This is a genomic window from Rhizobium sp. G21, from assembly GCF_014158035.1.
Lineage (GTDB): Bacteria > Pseudomonadota > Alphaproteobacteria > Rhizobiales > Rhizobiaceae > Rhizobium_E.
Window position 1 is genome coordinate 2150797 of record NZ_JACFXW010000001.1, and the last position, 21612, is coordinate 2172408.

Sequence of the window (21612 nt, forward strand, 5' to 3'; positions counted from 1 at the left end):
CCCTTCCCTCTTCGTCCGGCATGTAGGTGGAGACCTTGAGCACTAAACGCAGAGGTACCGCCAAGTCCGATGATGATGGAGAAGATGTAGACCTGAGATACTAGAGGTCTTCCCCTTACTCCTTCCCCCTTGGTATCCAGTTGTTTCAGGGGCGCGTCGTAATCTGCCGTATGATCGGCTTCTCGACTACAGGGAGTGCCACTCCGAGCACTTCCTTAGAGCAGGCGGCCATGATGTCTGCCGCGAGGCCGCCCTTCGAGTGAGGCGTGAGGAGCCCGTCGTGCATTGGCAAGCCCGCCGCCCCCGCTGCGTTTAACCTAGTGAGAACGGCGGTGAGGATAGTGCTTTCCAGGTGCATCAACTCGATGCCGCAATCCCTCCCAAAGAGATGCGCTATAGGACGATGATGATGGGCGAAGGTCTCACTCACCCTCCGCGCATTCCACCCCTCTGGCAGTAACTCCCGCAGCTCTGGGCCGATCCTACGCATTGTGCCCGTGCGGCCAAGAAGGGAAAGGAACGCGAGCTTGGCGGCGGCGCGGTGGCCCTCCAGGCCAGGAATGGCATATGGGTCAATCTCTGCCGGAAGAGGTCGGCCGACCTTGCAGTAGGCTAGACGTACAAACATTCCCGAGAAATCGAAATCGGCAACAGGCTCCCCCTGCACGGCGATGAGATGCCGCTGATCCTTCCTGATGTTCATCCACCACCCATTGAACAGGCGGCCGTTAAGGTTGAAAGCGTGGGGGTCGGAGGTCCGTCTCAGAGTAAAAGTACGGCGAAGGGATACGGGAGCGAGACCCTGCCCGTTGAACCGCAAGTCCGCGTCATTAAGGAAGGCGTTGATGCTGTCCATCTGATCACGCAGGGCGTTGGTCTGCTCGGTATCGGCATAAGGCACCAGAACCTTATTCTCAGGTAGCCCCGGAAGGTTCCGCTTTCCCGTACGCGCTGTAAGCCAGATGGGTTCGGCCCCCGCGTATCGCCCGATGTCCAGCGCAGAAACGCCCTCGGCGTTGAACATTTCGATCAGCGTAGGAGTAGGCTCAATCTCCGTGGTCATCCGCTTGTAGATCGCCGGATGCTTGATGATGAGGCCCTCATGCTCTAGCGCCTGGAGGGTTTCTGCAAGTTGCCTGCGGGGAACGTGGGGTTGTCGTATCGGGTGATGGGGAGGCGGGAGGTTGGGACCGCGATACGTTTATTGACTTCTCTGGTCGGACGGGTGCGGGCATCGAGGATGTTAGACATCACGCCTGACACCACGGCCTGACGCCTGACCACGGCGTCCCTGCGGGTGAAGCTTTTCGCCTTTCGCTCAATGCTTGCCGCAATATCCTCGGCTAGGGGTGCTAACCTGTTCCGACTTACAAGCCATGGATCGAAGAAGGGTGTAGGCGAGAGCGGGTCACTGCCCTCGTGATCGGTCTCTTGCATTCGCCGCATCCTCCTCCTTCTTTAGCGTCTTCCAGTATTCAGCGCCCTCCAACTCAGGGAGCCTGATTTTGCCCCAGACTCTCGGAAAGGTGAGATCGGGTGTGGAAGCAAGTGATGCCTTTTGGCCGCCTCTATGCCGACCCTTGCGGCTCGCAGCGCCACGCCTTCCGCGTTCTGTTTGTAGGCAGGCACCGGCTGAACTTGACGCCAGCGTCGAGGCGAAGACGTGATGGCGGACTTGAGGTCCTTCACCCATTCGTGGCCGACGTAGCGCTCCTGCTTCTTGGCGTTCTTGATTCCGTCCTGTCCGACTATGGTAGCCAGTTGCGGCATCCCCGAGGACGAGATCAAGATGTCGGTTTCTGGCTGGTCATAGAGCCTGATGGCCTCAGCCAGTCCGCCCATCCGCATCCAGTCCTGCGTCGGCGCTAAGCCAAACATGGTGAAGACGTGATGCGGCCGATCATCCGACCGCTCTGCGATTGCGACACCTGCGGCCATGAGGAACGAACCTTGGGGCGCGATAAAGGATGTCTGGAGAGTTTCCACGCGAAGGTAGACGTGGAGCTGGGGCTTTGGGCCGTCCGTCATGAGGGACCTCGTGGGGTGAAGGGTGATTGAAACCCGTTACTGATTGGATATGGAGCGAGTGTAACCCTACCATCAACACAACCGAAGAAGGCAGTGGAATCTCGCCTTTGTTCGATACAAAGGGAATTGAAGACGCAGGCGGCTGAGGTGAGCCCCGCCCAAATCAAGCCTTTCTCCGTAAATTGGAAGACATGTTCGATAGGACGCCAATTACTGCCGAATTCCTTCGCCATAGATTGGAAGACACATGGCGCGGCTCCCAATTCCAATGAGGTTCCGTCCCCATTCTGTATTCCCTAAGCCGGATTCTGTGGCGGCATTGAAGGACATTATGCACGCCTCCCTGCTGGGGAAGCGCTCTGGAATTACGACCGCACCCTCAGGGTCGCTGAAGATGATCATGACGACGTAAAGCACCTTCATCAATCTGCCCCTTGTTCGATACCGTGGGAATAAATGCAATCACCGCCTTGCTGGGCGTCTTGAGAAATGAGCAATGCGCGGAGGTTGCTAACGTAATCCAGAAGCTCGTCACCGTGTCTCCCCTTCCTTGAGGCGTTCCACTCCGCGTAAGTCATCGCCTTCTCCCTCGCCTCGCCTGCCTGCCAAACCGAATGCAGCGGCACCATGCGTTTCTCGTAAACGTCAAACTTCAGGAGGACGTGACTGGCCCAGTGCGTGAAGTAGCCCCTCGTGCGACGTGCGAGTGGCTGGCCCGCATATGCGCGTTTCGTCTTCAGGTCTGCGGGCTCGGCGTCGTTCGTACCGAGGCGGAAGCTGTAGGTGTTTCCATCCCGATAGGGGTCAGCGATGACCGAGTGTCCGTAGCGCGTCAGTTCCAACATGGCGGCGAATTGCGGCGCGGTGAGCTTAAAGTTGCTGCGCTTTTCCGTGGTGCTGCCTTCTGGCCCCCGCTTGCCTATCACGATGCCAAACTCTGGCGCTCCTCCCTCCTCAGTGATGGTGACCCAGCGCCGGACATAGGTGGGCATGATGATTTGACGCGAGGGGAACTCGCCGGAGGCGATCAGAGCGGGCGTGATGAGGGGGTATGACCGAAACGAGATGTGCCTCACTTGCCCCTCCCCTCGACAAGTAGCGCCGCCTTCTGCTCACACTCCACTGCCCATAGCAGCGCCTCGAAGTTGCTCTTGTAGTCTGCGCCGGAGAAGCCCCAGGGCAGTGTGCCGCCGAGTTCGCGTTCGGCCAGCAGCCTCAGGACATGACGCCGGAACAGCGCTAGGGTCTCCGCCTCGATGCCCGCCTTTCCGATCCGCGCCAAGTTAGATGCTCGGAGGTCTGCGACCGCTCGAAGCGACTCTGTGCTCTGGTCGATCTCCACCTCCCCAAACAGCCAGTGAAGCGCCAGATTGTCCTGAGGCGCATCTCGGAAGGTGAACGTCGCGTAGACCTCAGGCATGGGCACGGCGTTGTTGCTGTGCGTGGCTATGGAGTGCCCTAGCAGGGTGGAGTGGATGAGGAGAGCTAGCTGCATGGAGGATAGGACGACGGCCTTGCGGTAACGCTTCCCCAAGACAACGGTGACTGACGGTGAGATGCCGCCATCTGGGTGCGCCCCTTCCAGCGGTGCCCAGGTCGTCGCCCAGCTAGGAAGCTTGGTGAAAGCCGACACTGGGTCGGTCATCGCTAGTTCTGGAGTGATAAATCGTGAGTTAGTCTTTACTGACATATGTAAGCACCCGCTTGCGAACGTTATGGTTAGGTGCTATGGAAATGAGACCAAGCCAGGATTAATGCCTAGTGGTTTCAATGCTTTGCGGAGGTCCCCTTAGAGTTCGAATCTCTTCGGGTGCGCCACTTTCTCCGTTTTCGTGATCTCGATAGCGCTCGCCGCAGCTCGTCTTCGCTCGCCGACCTGGTGACCACGATGCTTTTCCGGCTTCACGAATGGCAACGCATCTTCAGACTTTTGCGTTCGTCTCGCCGCTCCTCGACGTTATCCTTCCAACCTCTCCGCCGTCATGCTCGGGCTTGTCCCGAGCATCTGCAACGTATTGATATTGTTGAAGGCTCAGATCCTCGGCACAAGGCCGAGGATGACGGCGGAGTGGAGGGAAACCCCTCCCCAACCCCTCCCCACAAGGGGGAGGGGCTTGCGCCGCCTCACCCTCCAAAACCCAAGCGACCTCTCCTCCGCTAGGCTGAACTGTGGACGCCGGCGGCAGCCCCAGGTTAAGCCCCTCCCCTGTGGGAGGGGTGGGGGAGGGTCTTCTCCAAAAAACACCCTCTCGAAAATATTTTCATCCCCCACCACCCCACGCCCCTTATCCTCGTCTCGTCCCATCATCGGCTACACCGCGAGGCGTCGCGGCGAGGTGGGGCCGGCGCTGGGGAAGAGGGACGACGTGAACCCTCTTTCTCCGGGGCTTCGAGAAACGACGACCCCCGAAAACTGGGGACCTGGGCGTGAAAGCGTCCCCCAGAGTGGCGTCTCGCAAGGGACGTCATAGTAAGGCCCGCTTTAGAGGCGGATTACCCGCAGGCTCGACCTGCGGCGACGAGCGTCAAGTTCGAGGCACAAACCGCCGAATGCGGGGCGCGACGAGCGTCATATTAAAACTAAATTAAACGAGGCGTTCTTCGCGCCCCGGCCGAGCCCGTATGGGCGAAGCGAGAGGATGAGGCGGAACTTCGGGCGGCATAACGCGGCGGAGCGATTTGGCGCGTCCGCCGCCCCTGCCCTCACCCCAACTGCTTCTTCAGCGCATAGAGCGCCTCCAGCGCCTCGCGCGGGGTCATGTCGTCGGGATTGATCGCCTTCAGCGCCGCCTCGACCTCGGAGGCCTTTTGCGCCTTGGGCTCGTCGCGCCTGACGGCCGCCTGGAACAGAGGCAGGTCGTCGATCAGCGTGGTCGCCGGGTTCTTGCGGTCGGCGTCCTCCAGCAGCGTCAGCACCTCGCGCGCCCGGGCCACCACCGAATCGGGCAGGCCGGCCAGACGCGCCACCTGGATGCCGTAGGAGCGGTCGGCGGCGCCGGGGCCGACTTCGTGCAGGAAGACCACGTCGCCATGCCATTCCTTGACGCGCATTGTGACATTGGCGAGCCGGGCGAGCTTTTCCGACAGCACGGTCATTTCGTGGAAATGGGTGGCGAAGAGCGAGCGGCAGCGATTGACCTCGTGCAGATGCTCGACCGCCGCCCAGGCGATCGACAGACCGTCGAAGGTCGAGGTGCCCCGGCCGATCTCGTCGAGGATCACCAGCGAGCGCGGCGTCGCCTGATTGAGGATCGCCGCCGTCTCGACCATTTCCACCATGAAGGTGGAGCGGCCGCGCGCCAGATCGTCGGAGGCGCCGACGCGGGAGAACAGCCTGTCGACCACGCCGATGCGCGCCTCTTCCGCCGGCACGTAGGAGCCCATCTGGGCCAAAATGGCGATCAACGCGTTCTGGCGCAGGAAGGTCGATTTACCGCCCATATTCGGGCCGGTCAGCAGCCAGACGCCGCCGTTCTTCTGGCCCGAAAGCGGCGACAGATCGCAGTGATTGGCGACGAAGGCCGGTCCTTGCGCCTTTTTCAGCGCCTGTTCGACCACCGGATGGCGGCCGCCGCGAATGCAGAAATCGATGCTGTCGTCGACATGCGGCCGGCAATAGGCCTGCTCGTCGGCAAGCGCCGCCAGGCTTGCGGAGACGTCGAGGACGGAGAGCGCGTTCGCAGCCGCCTTGATCGGCTCTGCTGCGTCCACCACCGCTCTGACCATGCGATCATAGGCGGCAAGCTCGATCGCCAGGGCCTTCTCCGCGGCGTTGGCGATGCGGCTTTCGAGGTCGGAGAGTTCGACCGTGGTGAAGCGCATGGCGTTGGCGGTGGTCTGGCGATGGATGAAGCGGGCGCGGCGTTCGGGCGTCTCGGTCAGCGCGCCCGACGTGCCCGTGGTCATCTCGATGAAGTAGCCGAGGACATTGTTATGCTTGATCTTGAGCGATTTGACGCCGGTCTCTTCGGAATAGGAGGCCTGCAGCCCGGCGATCACCCGGCGCGACTGGTCGCGGAGTTCGCGGAGTTCGTCGAGTTCGGGGATCGCGCCGTCGCGGACGAAGCCGCCGTCGCGCTTCAAGAGCGGCAGGTCCTCGGCCAGCAGGCCGGCGAGCAGATCCTCGAGCGCGAAGGGAACGCCGCCGAGCGCCGTCACCGCCTGGTCGAGCTCTGCCGGCAACGCATGGCCTGCGAGAAGCGACGCGGCGCCGCGAGCGGCGGCGAGGCCTGCGAGAATGGCGGCGAGATCGCGCGGGCCGCCCCGGTCGAGCGCCAGCCGCGACAAGGCGCGCGGCATGTCGGGCGCGCGCCGCAGCTCGCCGCGGATCTCGTCTCGCAGCCGCGCCTCGTCGAGGAAGAAGCCGACGGCGTCGAGCCGCGCATTGATGATCTCGGGCTTGGTCAGAGGCGACATCAGCCGCTCGGTCAGAAGCCGCGTCCCGCCGCCGGTCACGGTGCGGTCGATGGCCTTGACCAGCGATCCCTCGCGCGAACCGGACAGGGTGCGGGCGAGTTCGAGATTAGCGCGGGTGGCGGGTCGATGAACAGGGTGGAGGCGGTGCTTTCGCGCTCGGGCCGGCCGAGCGGCGGCCGCTCGGCGATCTGGGTCTTTTCGACATAGGCGATAGCCGCGGCGCCGGCGGCGAGTTCGGCGCGGGTGAAGCCGCCGAACCCGTCGAGCGTGCCGACATTGAAATAGCGGGCGATGCGGCTCTCGGCCGTGGCGCTGTCGAACAGCACCGAAGGCTGCGGGCTGACGACCCGTCCCAGCACGTCGAAGACGCCGCGCAGGTCGACATCGTGGAACATCTGGTCCGAAACGATCAGCTCCTTGGGATCGATGCGCAGGATATCGGCGAGCAGCCGCTGCAATTCGCTTTCGGCGACGCGGAAGACGCCGGTGGAAATGTCGATCCAGGCCAGCGCATAGACGGGCCGGTCGCCGCCCTTGATGCGGGCGAGCGCCATCAGATAGTTGCTGTCGCCGGGATTGAGCAGCTTCTCCTCGGTGATCGTGCCCGGCGTCACCAGCCGGATCACGTCGCGGCGCACCACCGACTTTCCGCCGCGCTTCTTGGCCTCGGCGGGATCCTCGATCTGCTCGCAGACGGCGACGCGATAGCCGAAGCCGATCAGCTTCTGCAGATAATCGTCGGCGGCGTGCACGGGCACGCCGCACATCGGAATATCCTGGCCGAGATGCTGGCCGCGCCTGGTCAGGGTAATCCCCAGCGCGCGCGAGGCTTCCAGCGCATCCTCGAAGAACAATTCGTAGAAATCGCCCATGCGGTAGAACAGCAGGCTGTCGGGATTGGCGGCCTTGATCTCGATGAACTGCTCCATCATCGGCGTGGCGGAAAGTCGGCTTTCCTCCGAGGCGAGCTGGGCGACCGTGAGCGCGTCGGTAATCGTCATGCTGTTCTTTTTGACAAAGGAGAAGTGGTGGCTGATAAAGCCAAGACACTAGACGGATTGCGACCAAACACAATAAGGGCCGCGCCCGAAACGGGACGGGCCCACAGAAGCCTTGAGGGAGGAACTTGATGCCGACAGAGACCAAGCGCGACCGCACCCTGCCCACAGTGACGCGGCAGGAAGCGCTGGATTTCCATTCGCAGGGGCGACCGGGCAAGCTGGAGGTGACGCCGACCAAGCCGATGGCGACGCAGGCGATCTGTCGCTCGCTTACTCTCCAGGGGTTGCCGAACCGGTGAAGGCCATCGCCGAAGATCCGGCCACCGCTTATGATTACACCTCGCGGGGCAATATGGTGGCGGTCATCTCCAACGGCACCGCGATCCTCGGCCTCGGCAATCTCGGCGCGCTGGCCTCGAAGCCGGTAATGGAAGGCAAGGCGGTGTTGTTCAAACGCTTCGCCGACGTCGATTCGATCGATCTCGAAATCGACACCGAGAATGTCGACGAATTCATCAATTGCGTGCGCTTCCTCGGCCCCTCTTTCGGCGGCATCAATCTCGAGGACATCAAGGCTCCGGACTGTTTCGTCATCGAAAGCCGGCTGCGCGAACTCATGGACATCCCGGTCTTCCATGACGACCAGCATGGCACGGCCATCATCGCCGCCGCAGGCCTCATCAATGCTCTGGACCTGACGGGTCGCGACCTCAAGACCACCAAACTCGTCTGCAATGGCGCGGGCGCAGCCGCCATCGCCTGCATCGAGCTGATCAAGGCCATCGGCTTCAATCCCGCCAACATCATCCTCTGCGACACCAAGGGCGTGGTCTATCAGGGCCGCACCGAAGGCATGAACCAGTGGAAATCGGCGCATGCGGTGAAAACCGACCGGCGCACGCTGGTCGAGGCGATGGACGGCGCCGATGTGGTGCTCGGCCTGTCGGCCAAGGGCGCTTTCTCGGCCGAGATGATCCGCTCGATGGCCGACAATCCGATCATCTTCGCCATGGCCAATCCCGATCCGGAAATCACCCCGAGGAAGTGGCCCGCATCCGCGACGACGCGATCATGGCCACGGGCCGGTCGGATTATCCCAACCAGGTCAACAATGTGCTCGGATTTCCCTATATCTTCCGCGGCGCGCTGGACGTGCGCGCCTCCACCATCAACGATGCGATGAAGATCGCCGCCGTGCGCGCGCTCGCCAATCTCGCCAAGGAAGACGTGCCGGATGATGTCGCCGCCGCCTATCAGGGCAACCGGCCGCGCTTCGGCGCCAATTACATCATTCCCGTGCCGTTCGATCCCCGGCTGATCTCTTCGATCCCGGTGGCGGTGGCGCAGGCGGCGATGGATACGGGCGTGGCGCGCAAGCCGATCACCGATTTCGACGCCTATGCCCGGGCGCTCAACAGCCGCCGCGACCCGATCGCCTCGACGCTGCAGCAGATCTATGAGCGGGTGCGCCGCCATCCCAAGCGGGTGGTGTTCGCCGAGGCCGAGGAAGAACAGGTGATGCGGGCGGCGATCGCTTACGTGAACCAGCGGCTCGGCACCGCCATCCTGCTCGGCCGCGACGACGTGATCCAGGCTAACGCCGAACGCGCCGGCATCGATCTCGCCCGGCCCGGCATCGAGCTGATCAACGCCCGCACCTCCACCCGCCGCGAAGCCTATATCGATTATCTCTATGCGCGGCTGCAGCGGAAGGGTTATCTGCATCGCGACGCCCAGCGGCTGATCAACACCGACCGCAACCATTTCGCCGCCTGCATGGTGGCGCTCGGCGACGCCGACGCCATGGTCACCGGCATGACCCGAAACTATTCGACCGCGCTGGAAGACGTCAGGCGCTGCATCGACGCTAAGCCCGGACACCGTGTCATCGGCGCGTCGCTCGCGCTCTGCAAGGGCCGCAATGTGCTGGTGGCCGACACCGCCGTCCACGACATGCCGTCGTCGGAAGAACTGGCCGACATCGCCGAGGAAGCGGCGGGGCTCGCCCGGAGACTGGGCTATGAGCCGCGGGTGGCGATGCTCGCCTATTCCACCTTCGGCCACCCCGAGGGCGAGCGTTCGGAACGGTTGCGCGAAGCGGTCAAGATTCTGGAAAAGCGTCGCGTCGATTTCGAGTTCGACGGCGAAATGGCCGCCGATGTCGCGCTGAACCCCAAGCTGATGGAGCAGTACCCGTTCTGCCGTCTCTCGGGACCGGCCAACGTGCTGGTGATGCCGGCCTTCCACTCGGCTTCGATCTCCACCAAGATGCTGCAGGAACTCGGCGGCTCGACCGTGATCGGACCGCTGCTGGTCGGACTCGACAAATCGGTGCAGATCGTCTCGATGGGCGCCAAAGACACCGATATCGTCAACATGGCCGCGATCGCCGCCTATAACGCCGGCTCGTGAGGGCCGATGGCGGCGTCCAGCGCCGCCATGCTCTCGGCGAGTTCCGCCTTGAGCCAGGCTTTGAAGGCTTTCGCTTTCGCACTTTCCCGCCCGCCTTTCGCGGTGACGATATAATGGGCGAAACCGGTGCGGGCGCGAGTGGGAAAGGGAACGGAGAGGCAGCCGCCGAGAATGGCGTCGACGGTGAGCGTCTGCCAGCCCAGCATCACGCCCTGCCCCGAGATGACCGCATCGAGACAGAGCGAGGCTTCGTTGAGCCGGTGACGCGGCGTGATGGCCTCGCCATGCAGGCCGACGGCGTCGAGCCAGACATTCCAGCCGAACATGGCCTGGCTGTCGATCACGGTGGGCACGGCGAGAAGATCGCGCGGCTCCTTGAGTTGGGTCGCAAGCGCCGGGGCGAGGACCGGGAATATCTCCTGTTCCAGCAGCAGCTCCGCCTCGACGCCCGGCCAGTCGCCGCGGCCGACTCGGATGGCGAGATCGATGTCGGAGGCGGCGGGGTCGACGAGCCGGCTGGTGGCGTCGATGCGGATGTCGATATCGGGATGCAGGCGGAAGAAGCCGTCGAGCCGACGCACCAGCCAGCGTGCGGCGAAGACGGGCGCGACCGAAATCGTCAGCGTGCGGTCGTTGTCGCCGCGGATGGAGGCGACCGCGTCGGAGAGGAGCCCGAAGCCCTGGGTGAGCCTGGGCACGGCGGCGCGTCCCGCTTCGGTGAGCGCAAGGCCCTTGGGGCGGCGCTCGAAGATCTGCTTGCCGAGTTGCGCCTCGGCCTTGGCGATCTGCTGGCTGATCGCTCCCGGGGTCACGCCCAGTTCGTCGGCGGCGGCAAGAAGCGAGCCGGTGCGGCCGACCGCTTCGAGCGCCCTCAGACCGTTCAAATGAACCAAGTTGAGATTGCGCATATAGGAAACCTAAAACGACAGCCTGAAGAGCTGCATTGAAACGAAGACCGTGGAGGAGAATATCTAAATCATCTCGCCGAAGCCAGACGGAGGATGACGTGATGATCGATACGAAAGAAAAGACGCGCCTGATAGCTCCCGGCGCGCTGGGACAAGCGCTTTCACGCGCCGCGGCGTGGTTGATAGAAACCGAGGACCAAGCGAAGGATCCGTTTCTCGACCCGGTCTTTCTTCATATGAGCGCGCGCGAGCTCGCGGACCTGCCGTTCACGCGATGGCCGGACCAAAAAGAAACCTCCCCGACGCGAGCGCCGGAGAGGCTGAAGAAAATGCCGGAGCGAACGGCCAGTCCGGCCCCGGGCCTGCCGAAGGAAGGGGTGGATGTTCAGCAGGCAAAACGCTGCGCGTCGGCGCCGTAATAGTTGAGATAGCGGCTCGAAATGCTCTCCACCGGCAAGACGATCAGCACATCGGTGGTGCCGAAATCGTGATCGACCACGGCGCCCTCGCCGACCATGGCGCCGAGGCGCAGGTAGCCCTTGATCAGCGGCGGCATCGCCATCAGCGCGCGCTTGGCGTTGACGGCTTCCGGCGGCATCAGGTCCATATGGCGGTGATGCTGCGGCAGGGCGCGAACGGCCCATTCGTCCCTGGCGAGATTGTTGTGATGAAGGAAAGACAAAGCCAGCGCATGCAGTTCCGGATAGCGGCCCGGGAAGGAGCCGCAGCCGAACATGACTTCGAGGCCATGCTTCAGCGCGTAAGCCCAGTTGCCCTGCCAGAGCAGCTCCACCGTGCGCTTGGTGCGGTAGGCGGGCAGCACGCAGGAGCGGCCGAGCTCCATGAATTTCTTGCCGGGATGGCGGGCCAGGAACGGCGCGATCTCGAACTCGGAGGCGGAATAGAAGCCGTCATTGGCCAAAGCGACGTCATGACGGAGAATGCGGTAAGTCGCGACGATCTGCTCATGGCTCTCGCCGTCGATGGACGTGTCGAGCACGATCAGGTGGTCGCAGATCTCGTCGAAAGAGTCGATGTCGCGGCCGAGACGCATAGCCTGCGGCGGCAGTTTGGCGCCCATTTCCTCGACGAAGATCTTGTAGCGGATGGTCTGCGCCGCCTCGATCTCGCGACGGGAGACGGCGAGACGGGTTTCCAGCGCGCCGATGCGACCGAGCGCGGGCTCGCGGGCCGAAAACAAAGACGACGAAGGATCGAGCGGCGGCGCGATGTCGGAATTGATCTGTAAGAGCTCCGCGGTCATGGCATGCATCCTTCACGTCAAGATGCAGCTCTATAACCATATGTGTGAGACAGTATGATGACGCGTGTATCAGGCTGCCGGCATAGAAGCGAGACTAGTGCGCGACGTCAAGCGTCGGTTTTCCGAGCAGTCGCAGGATGGCGCCGTTGAGGATGTCGGGCTCGGCCGGTTTCAACAGCACGAGGTCGGCGCCGCGCAACAGAAGCTCCCTGCGGGTGGCGTCCGATGCGTCGGCGGTGAGCACGATCACAGGGGTGAAGGGCAAGCCTTCGGCCGCTTCCGTCTCGCGCAGGCGGATGATGAAATCGAGGCAGACGCCGTCGGGCATGTGGTGGTCGGTGATGATCAGGTCGGGACGTCTGTCGACGAAGGCGGCGTCCAGCCTGGCGAACGTGTCGGCGAGACGGGCGCGGTGACCGGCCTTTTCCAGAATGGCCTGGCAGATCATCGCATTGACCGGATCGTCTTCGCCGATCAGGATCGAATAGCCCGGTCCGGCTGGATGGCCAGTGGTCGGCTCCTCGTCCTGCGCTTCGGCGGCGAGAACCGGGAAATCGTCATTGGCGGCGCCGCGGGCCTCGAGACCCTTCAGCCGGCCGGTGAGCACGTCGATCAGCGACTGTTCGCGGAGCGGGCGAATCAGCCAGCCGTCATAGACGACGCCGGACATCTGGGCGGGACGCGATTCGGGGTTGACGAGATAGACGCGTTTCGCGCCGGCGAGCCTGGCGTCGCGGCAGAGACCGGCGGTGAATTCGCCGTCCAGCCGGTGATCGACGATGATGCCGGTAAATTTCTCGCGCATGGTCAGCAGCGTTTCGGCGTCGATGATCGAGGAGGCCGCATGCGTCTCGGCGCCGAGGCCCTGCAGCGTTTCGGCCAGCGCCGACGCCGCCGGACCGACCGGCGCGAGCAGCAGGATGCGACCGCCGGCGAGTTCGCGGCCGCTGCGCATGGGTTTGGTCTGCATGTCGGCGGGCATGCGGATGGTGAACAGGCTGCCCTGGCCGAGTTTGCTTTCGACCGTGACGCCGCCGCCCATCTGGCTCATGATCCTGGCGGAAATCGCCAGGCCGAGCCCGACGCCGCCTTCGCGGGCGCGGCTGAGGTCGCCCTGTTCGAAAGCGTCGAAAATGCGTTTGAGCTCGCCTTCGTTCATGCCGGGACCGGTGTCGCGGACGCTGACGACCAGCTGGCCCGCTTCGACGCCGACATGGACGACGACGCCGCCCTGTTCGGTGAATTTCACCGCATTGCCGACGACGTTGTAGATCACCTGCTTGAGGCGCGCGGAATCGACGGTGACGACTTCCGGCAGATCGGGCGCCATGACGGCGCCGATTTCCACGCCCTTTTCATGGGCGCGGCTCGACAGGAGTTCGACGATGCCTTCGACGAGCGGACGAATGGGCTCGGTGCGCGGCCGCAGCCGGAAGCGTCCGGCCTCGACGGTGGAGAAATCGAGGAGATCTTCGACCAGCTGGGCGAGCGCCACGCCGGAGGCGCGGATGCCGGCGATGTAATTGGCCTGCACGGGCGTCAGCTCGGTATTGAACAACAATTGGCCCATGCCGAGAAGGCCGCTGAGCGGCGTGCGGATTTCATGGCTGACGGTGGCGATCAGCTGCGATTTCAGCTGGCTTTCTTCTTCCGCGCGGGCCCTCGCCTGCTCGCGGCTTTCGGCGTCGGAGCGTTCGGAGGTCACGTCGCGGGCGATGGACTGAACGACCATGTCGCCCATGATCGGATCGCGGGTGACGATATCGTGCCACAGATAGGTGCGCAGACCCTCGCGGGTGCGGAAACTCACATCGTAGCAATGCTTGATCTTGCCGGGCTCGAAGCGGATGCCGAGATCCTCGCAGGTGAGGCCCTCGGGCGTCTCGCAGCCGCTGACGCGACGGAAGGTGTTGTTGGACGAGAGAATGACGCCCTTGAGGCTGCGGCAGACGGTGATGTCGCCGAGCGCGTCATGGATCGCGCCCATCAGCACGCCTGCGGCGAGGCGGTTGTCGCCGGAGGCGGAGGACGGCTCCTCGGGCGGAGAAACTTTTGAAGCGAGGAAGAGGGCGTCGCGGTCCGCGGCTGCGTCCGACGCGACGAGGAGCGCAGGAACAGGCTCGACAGCGCGATGACGGCCAGAAATCCGCCCATCGCCAGAAGCCCGGTCTCGATGCCGGAGGACAGGGCCAGCGCCGCGGCCACCAGCAGGCTGCCCGCGACCCAGTATTTCATCGCGCCCGGACCTTCGGCGTCGTTGGAGGCGAGAAGCTCGTCGGGATCGGGTTCGAGCGGCGGCGAGAAATCACGCCGCGACGGATCCTTCACCGGATAACGCAAGTCCATGGGCTCCTCCTTCGGGCGAGGAGCCTCGGACAGGAATTCCATCGCAAGGCGATGCTGGAGTTTTTGCGGTTCGCTCATGCAAGATGGGCTAACACGCATTCGCTTTCAAAAGCCTTGCGGGACATTCTTAAGGCCGGGTTAATTCCCGTTCCGGGACGCTTTCGGCTGAAAAAGATTTCCCAGACGCCGACGCAGGCGGCCCCGACCGAGATGAGCGCGTCCGCCAGGTTGAAGACGGCGAAGGACCATGTCTCTGTATGAAACAGCACGTAATCCACCACATGGCCATAGACGAATCGGTCGATGATGTTGCCGATGGCGCCGGCGACGATCATCGCGAAGCCGAGATTGAGCAGGAAGGCGCGCCGGTCCGCGCCGCGCCACCACCACAGCACCATGCCGATGATGATGAAGCGCATGACGACGATCACCCAGCCGTCCATGTCGGACAGGAAGGAGAAGGCCACGCCCTCGTTCCAGGTGCGATAGAGCGCCAGAAATGGGATGACCGGCAAAGCCTCATGCAGAGGCAGATAGAGCTCCACCAGCGCCTTGATCAGCTGATCGAGCGCGACGGCGACGAGGATGAACGGCAGGAAGGCGCGCGGCCGGGCGAACAGGCTGGCTTTCTCGTCCATCTCAGGCGTCCAGTTCCAGCAGGTGGCGACGCGCCTCGAACAGCATGACGGCGGTGGCGCAAGCGAGATTGAGCGAATCCGCCTTGCCCTGCTGGGGATCTTGACCCTCACATCGGCCGCTTCGGCGAGCTCGTCGGGAATGCCGGATTGCTCGTTGCCCATCAGGAGCACGACCGGGCGGCTCTTGTAATCGGCGCGGCGGTAATCGATCGCGCCCTTGAGATGGGTGGCGATCAGGCTCGCGCCCGAGCTTTTCCGCCATTTGAGGAAATCGGCCTGGCTGGCGCGGGCCACCGGCATGGTGAAGATCGAGCCCATGGTGGCGCGCACGGTTTCCAGCCCGTAAGGGTCGGTGCTCTCGCCGACCAGGATCACGCCCGAGGCGCCGGCGGCGTCGGCGGTGCGGATGATCGTGCCGAGATTGCCGGGATCGCGGACGCGGTCGAGCGCCACCCAGGTCTCGCCGGGCTTCGGCTTGATCGCCGAAAGCGAGGTCCAGCGGGCATGGAAAATGCCGACCACCATCTGCGGATTGTCGCGGCGGGTGACGGAGGACAGCACCTTCTCGCTGACTTCGAGCACGAGGCCGCCGGCGGCGACCGCGCGCGATGCGGCTTTTTCGACCAGCGGCTTGTCCTTGGCGGACTTGGCGAAGATCAGCGTGTCGATCGTCCAGCCCGTCTCCAGCGCATCGAGAACCAGTTTCAGGCCCTCGGCCATGAACAGGCCGCCCGCTTCGCGGTTCTTCTTCTGGCTGAGCGCCTTGATGTCCTTGATGATGGGATTGGCGAGGGAGGTGATTTCCTTCACCTGCCCCGGACGGCGCGGGCCGTCGTCATGGCGTTCGGTCATGGTCTGGTCCAACGGCTGAAGAGCGAGGTGGAAAGGGCGCGGGCGGCCTGGCCCGGTTCGGACGGCGTCTCGCGGATGATGAGTTCGCCCGACTCCACCAGCCCTCCCATGCCGCGCATGGTCTCCATCATCAGTTCATGCATGGAATAGAAGCTCGCCCGGATGGAATAGGCGGTCAGCACCAGGCCGATCGGTCTGGGCGACAGGAGATCGCGGCAGATGTCGAGCATCACGGGAAGATGGTCGAAGAGCTGCCAGACCTCGCCGTCGGGGCCGCGGCCGAATTTCGGCGGATCGGTGAGGATGATGTCATAGGTGTTGCCGCGCCGGCGTTCGCGCTCGATGAATTTCATCGCGTCGTCGAGGATCCAGCGGATCGGCCTGTCGGTCATGCGCGCCAGCTGCTGGTTTTCCTTGCCCCAGCCGATCGCCTTCTTGGAGGCGTCGACATGGGTGACTTCGGCGCCGGCGGAGGCCGCGATCAGCGAGGCGACGCCGGTATAGCCGAACAGGTTGAGCACCTTCGCCTTGCCGCCGCGCCTGATGACCTCGTCGCGCATCCAGCTCCAGTGGACGATCTGCTCGGGGAAGACGCCGGTGTGGCGGAAGGAGGTGAAGCGGCCGAAGAAATCGACGCCGAGCAATTGCATCGGCCAGGTCTCGCCGATGGCGCGGCGCGGAAAGCGCCAGCGGCCCATGCCTTCCTCGTCCGTGTCGCCGGTGAAGACGGCGTCGGCCTTGTCCCAATGCGCTTCACTGAGCGATTTGGGCCAGAGCGCCTGCGCCTCGGGCCTGACGACGGTGATGTCGCCGTAACGTTCGAGCTTAACGCCCGCACCGCTGTCGAGAAGGCGGTAGCCGTCGTCGCCGGCGGTTTCCAGAATCAGCGGCGCGCGTTCGTCGGGTCTCGCGCCGCTGCGAAGAGCGAGCTGCGGTTGCGGTTGGGAAACGGGCTTGGCCTCGCGCTTCTCCCGTGGCGCCTCGCGGACCGTCTCGTGACGCGCGGGTCGAGCCTGCTCGGGGCGTCCGGCCGGCTTGGCGGGCCGGGATGGAGCGCGATCGACGGATGCTCGGGGACCGCGGGGCGGATTCTTGCTCTTCACGCTCAGCCTTTTCTCAATTCTGCGACAAGCGGGTGCAATAGCACCGTTGCGCCTCTTGGCAAAGATGTTTGAGGATTGCATTAAGTTCAACAAAAACCCGCATGGAGGAGAGCCGCATGGACCTGACCGGAGAACAACGCATTCCCGCCCCCGCGAGAAAGTCTGGGCCGCACTGAACGATCCCGCCATTCTCTGCCAGTGCATTCCGGGCTGCCAAAGCCTCGAGCGCACCGGCGAAAACCAGATGGCCGCCGTGAGCAAGCTGAAGATCGGCCCGGTGGCGGCGAACTTCAAGGGCACGGTGACGCTGAGCAACATCGTCCCGTTGGAAAGCTACACGATCACGGGCGAAGGCTCGGGCGGCATTGCCGGTTTCGCCAAGGGCGGCGCGGATGTGAAACTGACCGAAGACGGCGACGCGACGCTTCTCACCTATTCGGTCAACGCCAAGATCGGCGGCAAACTGGCGATGCTGGGCTCGCGGCTGATCGATTCTTCGTCCAAGAAGCTGGCGGAGAAATTTTTCCGCAAGCTGAAAAAGGCGGTGACCAACCAGGCGATCACCGACGACGACGACGAGGACGAGGTCTGATCCTCAGCGGGAGGCGGAAATCAGCTTCTGCGTGGTCATGTCTTCGACCCGACCCCGCTGACGATCCGCCTCCTCGCGCCATTTGCGGGCTTCGAACGCCTCGTCACGGGCGCGCTTGCGGTGGCGCCCCTGGGCGTACAGGTGGCGAAGGAGCCGATGACGACGCCGATCATCACGGCGATCAGCAGGAAGATGAAGAAGGGCAGCGTCAGGGACAGCGCCTGATCGGCAGGTTCGAACGGGTTCAGCGCCAGCGTCGCGGCGTGCCGGTTGGCGACCGACAAGAGAATCAGCACCAGAGCGACGGGGATCAAAATCACGAGTTTAAGGATGCGCATGATCATCCGGCCAGTCTCCTTCACGCATTGCCGCGCCTGAGGCGCGCCGCACCATAGATCTCGCGGTCACATGAGATCAACCCGCAACGACGACGCGGGCTGGCGGATGTCCGACGGCGTCAATCCTCATCGTCTTCCTGATCGACGAGATCCGGATTGAGCCGCTCGCGCAGCTCCTTTCCGGTCTTGAAGAAAGGCACCCATTTTTCCTCGACGAAAACGGCGTCGCCCGTCCGCGGGTTCCGGCCGGAGCGCGACGGACGGTTCTTGACCGAGAACGCTCCGAAGCCGCGCAACTCGACCCGATTGCCGTTGGCGAGCGCATCGGTGATCTCGTCGAGCACCGCATTGACGATATTTTCCACGTCGCGGTGGTACAGGTGCGGATTCTTCGCAGCGACAATCTGCACGAGTTCAGACTTGATCACGGACGCCCCCTCTGACGGACTCGGAATTTTCCCTTTTATTTCTGGTCAAACTGCCAAACCGACACAAGACCGTCAAGCAACATCTTGTCATTGCTCAGCTTCCCGAAGGATTTGAGGTCGAGCGCCCAATCGAGCCCGACCATTCCCAGCATTTGCCGCGCAAGAGCGCCGACGCCGAACAGCGACGTTTCTTTCTTCGCCGTCCATTCAACGATCGGCAGGTCGGCGGCGACTTTCTTCGCCTCGAAATAATCGCGGATTTCCGCCTCGCCGCCGAGCGCGTCGACGAGCTTGACCTCTTTCGCCTGGCGGCCGGTGAAAATGCGTCCGTCGGCGAGTTTCAACGCCTCTTGGCGGCTCAGTTTTCTCCGCTCCGACACCAGTGTAACGAACCAGTCGAAAGAGTCCATCACCGTGCCGCGAATGGCCTGGAGCGATTCGGGCGGAGGCGTGTGAAAGGGGGAAGGCTCGGCCTTGAGCGGCGCGGATTTGATCTCTTCCCAGGAGACGCCGAGTTTGTCGAGCAGCGGCTTGAACTGGCCATATTGGAAAATCACGCCGATGGAGCCGGTCAGCGAGGTCTCGCCGGCGACGATATGGTCGCCGCCGACGGCGATCATGTAAGCGGCGGAGGCGGCGAGCGTGCGGATGTCGGTGACGACGGGCTTCTTGACGGCGACTCGGCGAATGGCCTTGTAGATCACTTCGCCGCCATAAGTGGTGCCGCCCGGCGAGTTCAGCGAGACGATCAACCCTTTGACCGCGTCGTTGCCGGCGATGCCGTCGAGCCGTTCCACGAGTTCCTGATCATCCATGATGACGCCGCCGATCGACACGCGGGCGATATGGTCGCGGCTCGTCGGGGCCGAACCATCCTCCTGCATCCAGGCGCTCCAGCCGATGGCGAGCGCGACCGCGAAAAACAGGAAGGCGAATATGCGCCAGCGGCCGAGCTTGCGGCGCAGGCTGCGCCTTTCCAGGATCTGCGACGCGTCCATCAGTCGTCCTCCATTATCGATGTGGTCCTGACATAAATCCGCCCAGGCGGCAAGCGAACCTGAAACCGGTCGAACGGCGCCACATCGATCAAAGTTTTTCGTGGCCGGCGACTTGATTGTGTTTTTAAGGTCGGGCGCCTATGTGATATGGCTCGGTCGACCCATTCAGGACATCCATGAAGATTCGTTCCACATTCGACGCGCCTTTTGCGGATCCGCACCTCGCCTATCGGCGGGCGCTGTCGCATTCCGCCCACGTCAAGCGGCTGAAAATCCTGCTGCCGGTGCTGGCGGTGACGATTTCGCTCGCCTTCGTCGCGGTCTCCTGGGTGCGGGCGATCTTTCCGGACAATCTGTCCATCGGCGGAGCGCGCATCGAGAACGGCCGCGTGGTGATGGAAAAGCCGGCGATCTCGGGCCGCAACGACGAAGGCATCAGCTATTTCATGAATGCCGCGCGCGCGCTGCAATCGATCGCCAATCCGTCCGACATCGCGCTCGAGACCATCGAAGCGGCGGTGCCGATCCGCAGCGACCTGATCGCGCGGGTAACCGCGACGGCGGCGAATTTCGACCGAGACAGCGATCGGCTGGACATGACGGCGCCCTTCGTGGTGACGCTTTCTTCAGGGATCAAGGCTAATTTCAAATCCGCGCATCTCGACGTGCATGCCGGCATTCTCGCATCCAAGGAGCCGGTGACGGTGACCGCGAAGGAATCGACCCTGGTTGCGAACAGCATGAATATCACCGATAAAGGCAGGGTGATCGGGTTTTCCGGCAATGTCCGGCTGACCCTCAATCCCGCTGCGTTCCGTTCCAAGCAAAATCAAGGACAATGATCCGATGAGATTGGCCCGCATTCTTGCAAGTCTGTCCTTCCTGGCCGTTCTGGCCGCGATTTCGTCGGGCGCTCACGCGCAGACGGCCGAGAAGAAGGGCTTCGCGCTTTCCAACAACAAGCCGATCCAGATCGAGAGCGACAATCTCGAACTGCGTGAGCAGGAGAAGCGCGCGCTGTTCAACGGAAACGTCAAGGTGGTCCAGGGCGAGATGACGCTGACCTCCGACCACATGATCGTCCACTATAAGGGCCAAGGCAATTCGCTGGCCGCCGGCGGCGGCGACATCGACCGCATCGAAGTCGACGGCAATGTTCAGGTCGTTTCGGGCACGCAAAGCGCCCGCGGCGACAAGGGCGATTTCGACATGCGTTCGGAAGTGCTGAAGCTTTCGGGCAAACAGGTGGTGCTGGTGGACAAGGGCAATGTGCTGACCGGCTGCGTACTGACCGTGCAGATGAAGACCGGCCTGGCGAATATGGGCAATTGCGGCGAGCGCGTGAAGATCCTGATCGATACGCAATCCAATAAGTCCAATTGATCCGGTTGCCGTTTTGAAAATCCCGTTTCTCACCAAGGCGCGGCCCGAAGCCGCGCAGGCGGAGCCTGACGATCCGGAGGTGCGCGAACGCTATCGCGGCACGCTCATCGTGCGCGGCATCACCAAGGCCTATCGCGCCCGCCGCGTCGTCAACGGCGTCTCCATGGTCGTGCGCCGCGGCGAAGCCGTCGGCCTGCTCGGCCCCAACGGCGCCGGCAAGACGACCTGCTTCTACATGATCACCGGTCTCGTGCCCGTCGACCAGGGCCGCATCGAGATCGACGGCAACGACGTGACCTGGATGCCGATGTATCAGCGCGCCCGGCTGGGCGTCGGCTATCTGCCGCAGGAGGCGTCGATCTTCCGCGGTCTGACGGTGGAGCAGAACCTCCGCGCCGTGATCGAAATTCACACCAAAGACAAGGCCGCGCGCGAAGAGAAGCTGACGTCGTTGCTCGGCGAATTCGGCATCACGCATCTGAGGGAATCGCCGGCCGTGGCGTTGTCGGGCGGCGAGCGTCGGCGCCTGGAAATCGCGCGCGCGCTGGCGACCGATCCGTCCTTCATGCTGCTGGACGAACCTTTCGCAGGCGTCGATCCGATTTCGGTGGCCGACATCCAGAATCTTGTCCGTCACCTGACGGCGCGCGGCATCGGCGTGCTGATCACCGATCACAATGTCCGCGAGACGCTGGGGTTGATCGACCGCGCCTACATCATCCATGCCGGCGAGGTGCTGACCCATGGCCGCGCCTCGGAGATCGTCAGCAATCCGGATGTGCGCCGGCTCTATCTCGGCGACAATTTCAGCCTGTGACCGGCCGGAAAACCGGGCGGCGGAGTAGAATTCCGCCGCTCCGGGCGCCGCATGCGCATAATTTTGCGGCAGGAGCCATCGCTCTCTT

17 protein-coding genes and 4 pseudogenes are annotated in these 21612 nt (G+C 63.3%); 6 read left to right on the plus strand and 15 right to left on the minus strand.

Going from position 1 to position 21612, the window contains the following annotated elements:
• Positions 1-145: 145 nt before the first annotated feature.
• The 5 genes and pseudogenes from H2O14_RS10965 to mutS form a co-directional block, all read right to left on the minus strand.
• A complete protein-coding gene (locus H2O14_RS10965) occupies positions 146-1063 on the minus strand; it encodes a hypothetical protein (protein ID WP_182827682.1) in 918 nt (305 codons plus the stop codon).
• 395 nt (positions 1064-1458) lie between these two features.
• Positions 1459-2028, minus strand: a complete 570-nt coding sequence (locus tag H2O14_RS10970) for a hypothetical protein (RefSeq protein ID WP_182827683.1) — start codon at positions 2026-2028, stop codon at positions 1459-1461.
• A gap of 422 nt (positions 2029-2450) precedes the next feature.
• The gene (locus tag H2O14_RS10975; RefSeq protein ID WP_182827684.1) at positions 2451-3104 is read right to left on the minus strand and encodes a hypothetical protein; all 654 of its coding nucleotides are present in this window, start codon (positions 3102-3104) and stop codon (positions 2451-2453) included.
• Complete coding sequence (locus H2O14_RS10980; protein WP_182827685.1) at positions 3101-3673, minus strand: hypothetical protein; 573 nt, start codon at positions 3671-3673, stop codon at positions 3101-3103. The genes H2O14_RS10975 and H2O14_RS10980 overlap by 4 nt, the downstream gene beginning before the upstream one ends.
• A 1058-nt stretch (positions 3674-4731) precedes the next feature.
• Positions 4732-7445, minus strand: a pseudogene (gene mutS / locus H2O14_RS10985) (DNA mismatch repair protein MutS).
• A gap of 128 nt (positions 7446-7573) precedes the next feature.
• Here mutS and H2O14_RS10990 point away from each other — a divergent pair.
• Positions 7574-9857 (plus strand): annotated as a pseudogene (locus H2O14_RS10990) (NADP-dependent malic enzyme).
• Here H2O14_RS10990 and H2O14_RS10995 read toward each other — a convergent pair.
• Positions 9839-10765, minus strand: coding sequence for a LysR substrate-binding domain-containing protein (locus H2O14_RS10995; RefSeq protein WP_182827686.1), 927 nt, complete (start codon positions 10763-10765; stop codon positions 9839-9841). The pseudogene H2O14_RS10990 and the gene H2O14_RS10995 overlap by 19 nt on opposite strands.
• Before the next feature lie 101 nt (positions 10766-10866).
• Here H2O14_RS10995 and H2O14_RS11000 point away from each other — a divergent pair, with 101 nt between their 5' ends.
• Positions 10867-11184 carry a hypothetical protein gene (locus H2O14_RS11000; RefSeq protein WP_182827687.1) on the plus strand — a complete coding sequence of 106 codons (318 nt, stop codon included), beginning with the start codon at positions 10867-10869 and terminating at the stop codon, positions 11182-11184.
• Here H2O14_RS11000 and H2O14_RS11005 read toward each other — a convergent pair.
• From H2O14_RS11005 to H2O14_RS11030, 6 genes and pseudogenes are all read right to left on the minus strand, one after another.
• Complete coding sequence (locus H2O14_RS11005) at positions 11151-12029, minus strand: GNAT family N-acetyltransferase (RefSeq protein ID WP_182827688.1); 879 nt, start codon at positions 12027-12029, stop codon at positions 11151-11153. The two genes, H2O14_RS11000 and H2O14_RS11005, sit on opposite strands and share 34 nt — an antisense overlap.
• Positions 12030-12123: 94 nt before the next feature.
• A complete protein-coding gene (locus H2O14_RS11010) occupies positions 12124-14016 on the minus strand; it encodes a hybrid sensor histidine kinase/response regulator (RefSeq protein ID WP_182827689.1) in 1893 nt (630 codons plus the stop codon).
• The gene (locus tag H2O14_RS11015; protein WP_182827690.1) at positions 14016-14375 is read right to left on the minus strand and encodes a hypothetical protein; all 360 of its coding nucleotides are present in this window, start codon (positions 14373-14375) and stop codon (positions 14016-14018) included. The genes H2O14_RS11010 and H2O14_RS11015 overlap by 1 nt, the downstream gene beginning before the upstream one ends.
• Positions 14376-14449: 74 nt before the next feature.
• Positions 14450-15013, minus strand: a complete 564-nt coding sequence (gene lspA / locus H2O14_RS11020) for a signal peptidase II (protein WP_182827691.1) — start codon at positions 15011-15013, stop codon at positions 14450-14452.
• A gap of 1 nt (position 15014) precedes the next feature.
• Positions 15015-15865: pseudogene (locus tag H2O14_RS11025) on the minus strand (TrmH family RNA methyltransferase).
• The gene (locus tag H2O14_RS11030) at positions 15862-17049 is read right to left on the minus strand and encodes a class I SAM-dependent rRNA methyltransferase (RefSeq protein ID WP_182827692.1); all 1188 of its coding nucleotides are present in this window, start codon (positions 17047-17049) and stop codon (positions 15862-15864) included. Before H2O14_RS11030 ends, H2O14_RS11025 begins: the two are co-directional and overlap by 4 nt.
• Between H2O14_RS11030 and H2O14_RS11035 the strand changes: the two genes are divergently transcribed.
• The gene (locus H2O14_RS11035) at positions 17033-17560 is read left to right on the plus strand and encodes an SRPBCC family protein (protein WP_182827693.1); all 528 of its coding nucleotides are present in this window, start codon (positions 17033-17035) and stop codon (positions 17558-17560) included. The two genes, H2O14_RS11030 and H2O14_RS11035, sit on opposite strands and share 17 nt — an antisense overlap.
• A 3-nt stretch (positions 17561-17563) precedes the next feature.
• On the opposite strand, the pseudogene H2O14_RS11040 reads toward H2O14_RS11035, so the two are convergent.
• The 3 genes and pseudogenes from H2O14_RS11040 to sppA all read right to left on the minus strand — a co-directional run bounded on the left by H2O14_RS11040 (position 17564) and on the right by sppA (position 19324).
• Positions 17564-17904 (minus strand): annotated as a pseudogene (locus H2O14_RS11040) (DUF1049 domain-containing protein).
• Between the two features lie 113 nt (positions 17905-18017).
• On the minus strand, positions 18018-18326 hold the full coding sequence (locus tag H2O14_RS11045; protein WP_182827694.1) for an integration host factor subunit beta: 309 nt from the start codon (positions 18324-18326) through the stop codon (positions 18018-18020).
• Between the two features lie 35 nt (positions 18327-18361).
• On the minus strand, positions 18362-19324 hold the full coding sequence (sppA, locus tag H2O14_RS11050) for a signal peptide peptidase SppA (protein ID WP_182827695.1): 963 nt from the start codon (positions 19322-19324) through the stop codon (positions 18362-18364).
• Positions 19325-19500: 176 nt separating this feature from the next.
• Here sppA and lptC point away from each other — a divergent pair, with 176 nt between their 5' ends.
• From lptC to lptB, 3 genes are all read left to right on the plus strand, one after another.
• Complete coding sequence (gene lptC / locus H2O14_RS11055) at positions 19501-20166, plus strand: LPS export ABC transporter periplasmic protein LptC (protein WP_182827696.1); 666 nt, start codon at positions 19501-19503, stop codon at positions 20164-20166.
• A gap of 4 nt (positions 20167-20170) precedes the next feature.
• On the plus strand, positions 20171-20707 hold the full coding sequence (locus tag H2O14_RS11060; RefSeq protein WP_182827697.1) for an LptA/OstA family protein: 537 nt from the start codon (positions 20171-20173) through the stop codon (positions 20705-20707).
• A 79-nt stretch (positions 20708-20786) separates the two neighbouring features.
• The gene (gene lptB / locus H2O14_RS11065) at positions 20787-21524 is read left to right on the plus strand and encodes an LPS export ABC transporter ATP-binding protein (protein ID WP_409526952.1); all 738 of its coding nucleotides are present in this window, start codon (positions 20787-20789) and stop codon (positions 21522-21524) included.
• Positions 21525-21612 lie beyond the last annotated feature (88 nt).

Bases quoted from the DNA above. Each gene is read 5' to 3' on its own strand.
- H2O14_RS10965 (WP_182827682.1), bottom strand. From the start codon at position 1,063: ATGACCACGGAGATTGAGCCTACTCCTACGCTGATCGAAATGTTCAAC.
- H2O14_RS10970 (WP_182827683.1), bottom strand. From the start codon at position 2,028: ATGACGGACGGCCCAAAGCCCCAGCTCCACGTCTACCTTCGCGTGGAA.
- H2O14_RS10980 (WP_182827685.1), bottom strand. From the start codon at position 3,673: ATGACCGACCCAGTGTCGGCTTTCACCAAGCTTCCTAGCTGGGCGACG.
- H2O14_RS10995 (WP_182827686.1), bottom strand. From the start codon at position 10,765: ATGCGCAATCTCAACTTGGTTCATTTGAACGGTCTGAGGGCGCTCGAA.
- H2O14_RS11000 (WP_182827687.1), top strand. From the start codon at position 10,867: ATGATCGATACGAAAGAAAAGACGCGCCTGATAGCTCCCGGCGCGCTG.
- H2O14_RS11005 (WP_182827688.1), bottom strand. From the start codon at position 12,029: ATGACCGCGGAGCTCTTACAGATCAATTCCGACATCGCGCCGCCGCTC.
- H2O14_RS11010 (WP_182827689.1), bottom strand. From the start codon at position 14,016: ATGGGCGCGATCCATGACGCGCTCGGCGACATCACCGTCTGCCGCAGC.
- H2O14_RS11015 (WP_182827690.1), bottom strand. From the start codon at position 14,375: ATGGACTTGCGTTATCCGGTGAAGGATCCGTCGCGGCGTGATTTCTCG.
- lspA (WP_182827691.1), bottom strand. From the start codon at position 15,013: ATGGACGAGAAAGCCAGCCTGTTCGCCCGGCCGCGCGCCTTCCTGCCG.
- H2O14_RS11035 (WP_182827693.1), top strand. From the start codon at position 17,033: ATGTTTGAGGATTGCATTAAGTTCAACAAAAACCCGCATGGAGGAGAG.
- H2O14_RS11030 (WP_182827692.1), bottom strand. From the start codon at position 17,049: ATGCAATCCTCAAACATCTTTGCCAAGAGGCGCAACGGTGCTATTGCA.
- sppA (WP_182827695.1), bottom strand. From the start codon at position 19,324: ATGGACGCGTCGCAGATCCTGGAAAGGCGCAGCCTGCGCCGCAAGCTC.
- lptC (WP_182827696.1), top strand. From the start codon at position 19,501: ATGAAGATTCGTTCCACATTCGACGCGCCTTTTGCGGATCCGCACCTC.
- H2O14_RS11060 (WP_182827697.1), top strand. From the start codon at position 20,171: ATGAGATTGGCCCGCATTCTTGCAAGTCTGTCCTTCCTGGCCGTTCTG.